This window comes from Egibacteraceae bacterium (assembly GCA_035540635.1).
Taxonomy (GTDB): domain Bacteria; phylum Actinomycetota; class Nitriliruptoria; order Euzebyales; family Egibacteraceae; genus DATLGH01.
The window spans coordinates 1-4,849 of record DATLGH010000093.1 but is presented as its reverse complement, the minus strand read 5'-3'; the positions used below and the strand labels follow the sequence as shown (position 1 = coordinate 4,849).

The following is a 4,849-nucleotide window of genomic DNA, read 5'->3' as shown; positions in this document are numbered from 1 at the left end:
GCCCCAGACCCAGCCGCCCCAGACCCAGCCGCCCCAGACCCAGCCGCAGGGGTCCGGAGGCGGACCGCGACCGCCGGCCCTGCCCTCGGAGCCCTAGAGGAACGGCCGCAGACGGCCTCGGCGATCGGCCTTCAGACCAGGCCGGCGTCAAGCCCCGCCTGGTGGCGCGCGGCGAGCAGCGTGTTCTCCAGCAGCGTCGCCACGGTCATGGGTCCGACGCCGCCGGGCACCGGCGTGATGGCGCCCGCGACGGCGAGGAGGTCGTCGAAGTCCGCGTCGCCGTGCAGGCTGCCGTCCGCGGCCCGGTTGACGCCCACGTCGAGGACGGTCGCCCCGGGCCGGACCATGTCGCCCGTGAGCGTGTGCGGTGCGCCGGCCGCGACCACCACGATGTCGGCGCGCCGCGTGTGCCCGGCGAGGTCCCGGGTGGCCGTGTGGCACATCGTCACGGTCGCGTTCTGCCCCCGCATGCTGAGGAGCAGCGCGAGCGGCCGGCCGACGAGCTGGGAGCGGCCGACGATCACGACGTCGGCCCCGGCCACCGGCACGTCGTGCTCGGCGAGGAGCACCTGGCAGCCGAGCGGCGTCGCCGGCACGAACAGCGGGTCACCCCGGACCAGCCGTCCGGCGCTGACGGGGTGGAGCCCGTCGACGTCCTTCGCGGGGTCGGTGCGCTCCTGGGCGGCGATCGGGTCGAGGTGGCCGGGCAGGGGCAGCTGGACGATGATGCCGCTCACGCCGGGGTCCGCGTTCAGCCGGTCGATCTCGGCGTGGAGCTCTTCCTGCGGCGTGTCGGCGGGCAGGACCACGTTCGCCGAGCGCATGCCCGCCGCTTCGCAGGCTTTGCCCTTCGCTCGCACGTAGACGTGACTCGCCGGGTCGTCGCCGACGAGCACCGCCGCGAGCCCCGGGACGACGCCGCGCTCGGCGAGCGCGGCGACCTCCGTCGCGATGCGCTCGCGGACCCGCGCCGCGGTCGCCTTGCCGTCGATGATGCGTGCGCTCACGCGGAGGACCCTACCGGGGCGGGCGGAAGTTCTCGACTGCCCCGGCGAGCGTGCCGACCACGAGCCGCATCGCCGCCCGGCCGGATCCGGCGACGAGCGCGAACGGCAGGGCGAGCACCCCGGCGGCGAGCAGGACGGCGGCGCCCGCCAGCCAGGCGGGCAGGAGGACGAGGCGCGCGAGGACGCCCGCACCGCCGCCGGCGCGCGTGGCCGCGGCGGCCGCGGCCACGAGCGCGAGCCCCGCCACGGCGAGGGCGGCCACCGGGGCGCGGGCGGTGACGGGTCCGGTGACCGCCAGCACGGGAGCGGCCCACGCGAAGGTGAGCGGGCCGCAGAGCAGCGCGTGCGCCCACGGCCGCCGGCGTCCGAAGGCGAGCCGGTCGCCGAGCAGGAACGCCCACGCCACCGGGGGCAGGACCGCCGCGAGCAGGACGGACCGTCGGTCGACCGTGTGCGCACCGAGTTGCACGGTCGCGGCGGCGGCGGCGGCGACGGCGAGGCGGTTGCCCTCCAGCGCCCCGGTCGACCACCCGAGGGCGGGTCCGGCGACGACCGCGGCGAGCACGACGAACCAGGGCCACACCCGCCGGCGCGGCGCCGGCGGCACGTCGGCGGGATCCTCGCCGAGGACCCAGGTCTCGTCGCTCGCCTCGGCGTCGCGCACGAGCAGCGGCGCCGGCGCGGTGAGCAGCTCCCGGCACGACACCGGCCGGTCCTCCGGTTGTGACGACAGCCCGGCCCGCACGCCCTCGGGCACGTCGAGCTCGTCGACCGCCGCGACGAGGTCGGCGAGCTCGGCGCCGCGGGCGCCGGTGACGAGCGCGAGAGCGGTCACCGCGAACGAGTAGACGTCGGCGGCGGGACCGACGCGGCCGGTCATGACCTCGGGGGCCGCGAACACCGGCGTGCCGACCCGCGTGACGAGGGTCGCGTCGACGCCGCGCAACGTCGACGGGTCGACGAGGACGAGCCGACCGCCACGGGTGGCGACGAGGTTCGCCGGCTTGACGTCGCGGTGCACGAGGGGAAGCCCGTCGGACCAGTGCCCGGCGTGGAGGAGGTCGAGGGCCTCGGCGAGCGGCAGCAGCTGGTCGAGCAGCTCCCAGCCGCCGGGCTCGTCGGCGAGGCAGCGCCCGGCGACGAACTCCATCTCGACGAAGCCCCACCCCCGCAGCGCCTCGTCGTCGAGGAGGCCACTTCGGTGGACCCGGACGAGGGCGGGATGGTCGATGCGCGTGAGGTAGGCGGCGCGCTCGGCGACCGCGTCGGGACCGGCGAGCGCCTCGGGACGGATGAGCTTCAGCGCCCGGCGGCGGCCGTGGGGGTCACGCGCCTCCCAGACCTCCCCTTCGCCACCGGATCCGACGAGCCGCTCGAGGCGCAGACCCTCGACGACCCGCGGCCGCATGCGGTCTAGTGGCGGAAGTGGCGGCGCCCCGTGAGCACCATCGGGATGTCGCGCTCGTCGCACGCCTTAACGACCTCCTCGTCACGCACGCTGCCAGCTGGCTGGACGATGGCGCGGACCCCCGCCGCGATCGCGACGTCCACGGCGTCGCGGAAGGGGAAGAACGCGTCGCTTGCGAGCACCGCGCCCGCGGCGCGGCCCGCCGACTTCTCCACGGCGATCCGGACGCTGTCCACCCGCGACATCTGCCCCGCGCCGACGCCGACGACCGCGCGGCTCCGTGCGAGCACGATGGCGTTGGACTTCACGTGCTTCACCGCCTGCCACGCGAACGCGAGCTCGGTCATGGTGTCGGCGTCGGGCTTCGTGGCGGTCGCGACGACCCACGAGTCCGGCTTCTCCGGCGCCGCGTCGGCCTCCTGGACGAGGAGCCCCCCGCTGACCGTCCGGGCGACGAGGGCCCCGGCGGGGGCTTGGGGCCGGCTGACCTCGAGGATCCTGAGGTTCTTCTTGCCCCGCAGCACCCCCAGGGCCTCGTCGGTGAAGCCGGGGGCGACCACCACCTCGGTGAACACCTCGACGACCTGGCGGGCGGTGTCCGCGTCGACCCGGCGGTTGGCGGCGACGATCCCCCCGAACGCACTCGTCGGGTCGCCCGCGAGCGCACCGGGATACGCCTCGGCGAGCGAGGAGGCCACCGCGAGCCCCGCCGGGTTGGTGTGCTTGACGATCGCCACGCACGGCTCGGCGAAGTCGGCCGCGGCCAGCCAGGCGGCGTCGGTGTCGAGCAGGTTGTTGTAGGACAGCTCCTTGCCGTGGAGCTGGCGGACCGATCCGAGTCCCCACGCCTCGCCGCGCTCGACGTAGTACGCGGCGGCCTGGTGGGGGTTCTCGCCGTAACGCAGGTCCTGGGTCTTGCGGTAGACCGGTGCGTGCTGGAGCGGGAAGCGCTCGCCGCGTGCGAACCAGGCGGCGACGTCGGCGTCGTAGGCGGCGGTGTGCGCGAACGCCTTCGCGGCCAGGCGGGCGCGGGTGGGCGCGGTGAGCCCCCCGGAGGCGAGCTCGTCGAGCACCTCGCAGTAGTCGTCGCGGTCAACCACGACGCCGACGTGCGCGTGGTTCTTCGCCGCGGCTCGCACCATCGTCGGGCCGCCGATGTCGATCATCTCGATCGCGGTGGCCTCGTCGACCGTCGGGTCGGCCACCGTCGCCCGGAAGGGGTAGAGGTTGGCGACGACGAGGTCGACGGGGGTGACGCCGAGGTCGGCCAGGGCGGCGAGGTGGTGACCCTTGTCCCGGTCGGCGAGGATCGCCGCGTGCACCGACGGGTGCAGGGTCTTCACCCGCCCGTCGAGGATTTCGGGGAACCCCGTGACCGCGCTCACGTCGGTCACCTCCACGCCCGCGTCCCGCAGGTGGCGGGCGGTCGCCCCGGTCGACACGATCTCGACTCCCGCGCCGGCCAGCCCGCGGGCGAGGTCGGCGAGGCCCGCCTTGTCGTAGACGCTGACGACGGCGCGCCGGACGGGGACGCGGGCGGCGCTCATGCGCGAACGCTCACCTGCCGGCCGCGCACGGCGAGCCGGTCGTGGCAGAACAGCGCCACACACTCCGGCAGCAGGCGGTGCTCGACGGCCTGGATCCGCCGGTGCAGGCTCGCCGGGGTGTCGTCCGGGCGCACGGGCACCGCCTCCTGCGCCACGATCGGGCCGTGGTCGACCTCCTCGTCGACGAAGTGCACGGTGGCCCCCGTGAGCTTGACGCCCCAGTCGAGCGCGTCGGCGACGGCACGCGCGCCGGGAAAGGCCGGCAGCAGGGAGGGGTGCACGTTGAGCACCGGCCAGCGGTTGACGAACGCCGGCGAGAGGATGCGCATGAAGCCGGCGAGGACGACGAGGTCGGGCGCCGCGGCCGCGACCGCGTCGCAGAGGGCCGCGTCCCAGCCCCTCCGGTCATCGTGCGCACCGGGCGCGACGCACACCGCGTCCACACCCCGCGCCCGTGCCCGTTCGAGCCCCGCCGCGTCAGGGCGGTCGGACACCACCCGGTTCACCTCGCCGCCGAGCGCGCCGTGGTCGAGCAGTGCCTGGAGGTTGGACCCCGTACCGGAGATGAGGACGACCAGCTGCTTGCCCATGTCGGCAGCAGTATGTCAGCGCTTCCCACCCGGGCGGTGCGCCAGCTGGCGGCGGACGAGGCCTCCGCCGGCGAGCAGCGCCGCCGCGAGCCACAGCGGGGGTCCACCGGTGTGCGGCAGGGCACCGTCGTCGGGCTCCGTGAGGGCGACGTCGCGGTCGGCTGCTCCGCCCGGGCCCGGGGCGGGCGCCGGAGCGGGCGTCGGCGCCGGCTCGGCCGTCACCTCCGGCGCCGTCCCGGTACCCGGTGCGGGCCCGGGCTCGGGCGCCGGCGTCGCCTGCGGGGCGGGGTCGACGGG

Annotated in this window: 5 protein-coding genes; all 5 read right to left on the bottom strand. The window is 76.1% G+C overall.

What is annotated here, in order from left to right; translation table 11 throughout:
* Window positions 1-131: 131 nt before the first annotated feature.
* Window positions 132-1,007: a tetrahydrofolate dehydrogenase/cyclohydrolase catalytic domain-containing protein gene (locus tag VM324_14580; protein HVM00516.1), complete on the bottom strand. Its 876-nt coding sequence runs from the start codon at window positions 1,005-1,007 to the stop codon at window positions 132-134.
* A gap of 10 nt (window positions 1,008-1,017) precedes the next feature.
* Window positions 1,018-2,415, bottom strand: coding sequence for a serine/threonine-protein kinase (locus tag VM324_14575; GenBank protein HVM00515.1), 1,398 nt, complete (start codon window positions 2,413-2,415; stop codon window positions 1,018-1,020).
* A 5-nt stretch (window positions 2,416-2,420) separates the two neighbouring features.
* Window positions 2,421-3,962: a bifunctional phosphoribosylaminoimidazolecarboxamide formyltransferase/IMP cyclohydrolase gene (gene purH / locus VM324_14570; protein ID HVM00514.1), complete on the bottom strand. Its 1,542-nt coding sequence runs from the start codon at window positions 3,960-3,962 to the stop codon at window positions 2,421-2,423.
* Window positions 3,959-4,552: a phosphoribosylglycinamide formyltransferase gene (purN, locus tag VM324_14565; protein ID HVM00513.1), complete on the bottom strand. Its 594-nt coding sequence runs from the start codon at window positions 4,550-4,552 to the stop codon at window positions 3,959-3,961. Before purN ends, purH begins: the two co-directional genes overlap by 4 nt.
* Window positions 4,553-4,567: 15 nt before the next feature.
* The coding region (locus tag VM324_14560; protein HVM00512.1) for a hypothetical protein at window positions 4,568-4,849 on the bottom strand (282 nt) is incomplete at its 5' end.

Excerpts from the sequence above, each read along its gene's own strand:
- purH (HVM00514.1), bottom strand. The coding sequence starts at position 3,962 with ATGAGCGCCGCCCGCGTCCCCGTCCGGCGCGCCGTCGTCAGCGTCTAC.
- purN (HVM00513.1), bottom strand. The coding sequence starts at position 4,552 with ATGGGCAAGCAGCTGGTCGTCCTCATCTCCGGTACGGGGTCCAACCTC.
- VM324_14575 (HVM00515.1), bottom strand. The coding sequence starts at position 2,415 with ATGCGGCCGCGGGTCGTCGAGGGTCTGCGCCTCGAGCGGCTCGTCGGA.